Origin of the sequence: Bacillus sp. Marseille-Q3570 (assembly GCF_946151055.1) — a bacterium.
Classification (GTDB): Bacteria; Bacillota; Bacilli; order Bacillales; family Fictibacillaceae; genus Pseudalkalibacillus.
Genome location: NZ_CAMGYZ010000041.1, coordinates 1 through 1,216, shown reverse-complemented (window position 1 = coordinate 1,216; position 1,216 = coordinate 1). Strand labels below are relative to the sequence as shown.

Genomic DNA, 1,216 nt, shown 5'->3' with positions numbered 1-1,216 from the left:
TGCGTACACCATGTGGGTTGCGCACAGTCGTGACTATCCTGGAGATCTTCGCCGAGCTGTTGGGTGATACATTTGGAAAGGTTCCGTGCTACAACACCATAGAAAACTGGGTGAAGAAACTTGGTCTCGCTGTCTATCAGGATGAGCAGCCATGCAAGGACAAGAAGTTTGCAATGGTCGTAGACGAGAGTATTGCCATAAACGGGCAGAAGCTTCTCTTGACTCTTGCAATTCCTTCCGAGCATCAGAATCGCCCTATAAAACACGAGGATGTCACGATTCTTGACATATCCGTCAGCAAGTGCTTCAACTGCGATGATGTTCAAGGCAGAATCGAGGAAGCAGAGAAATCTGCAAGAAATGCACCCGATTACATCATAAGTGACAATGGTCATAATCTGACCCAAGGCATCACTGGATCCGGGCATATACGTCATTCAGACATCATTCATTCCATGGGTGTGATTCCCCAGAAGGTCTATGAGAAACAATCTGATTTTGTGGAGTTTACGACACTCCTTGGCAAGAAAAGACTGCAGTATCATCTGACCGACAAGGCATATTTGCTGCCTCCCAACATGAGAGCCATATCACGGTTCATGAATATGCCTTCATGGGTGTTCTGGGGTAATGAAATGCTTGACTGCTATGACACGCTACCGGAAAAAATGCAGGAAGCGTATGCCTTCATAAAGGATTATGAATCCTTGCTGAAAGAACTGCAGGCTGTACTTTGTGCTGTAAGACACATCGAGGCCATCTGCAAGAACGAAGGTTTCTCGGTCATGACGAGCAGGAAGTGCAAGCTCTATGTCATTACTCATGTCTTGGGAAACGCACATTCCCGACAGGCACGCGCCGGTATCGGGATGCTTGAATACTTCAATCGGGAAGAAGCATTTCTCACAGGTAACATGAGCATCAATATATCATCCGACATCATTGAATCTACTTTTGGTATTTATAAGAGCAAGAAATCGCCGAACAAGCTGTACGGCGTAACGTCTTTTGTTCTGACGATACCGTTATATCCAAAAGTCTCGAACGAATCCGTTACAAAAACAATTAATTTCAAAGAGCGCATTGTAAATGTTAAACTGAAGGACATCAGTACTTGGTCAACCGAGCACTTGTCCAAAAACTGGGTTACAGAACGAACCAAAACGCTTAGGAAAGTGAGCTAAAATTGGTACAACGAACTGGACACCCTACTTAA

1 protein-coding gene is annotated in these 1,216 nt (G+C 44.8%); it reads left to right on the top strand.

The features are described from left to right. On the top strand, positions 1-1,184 hold a 1,184-nt coding region (locus tag N8M93_RS22595), incomplete at its 5' end, for a hypothetical protein (RefSeq protein WP_261134898.1). Positions 1,185-1,216: the final 32 nt, after the last annotated feature.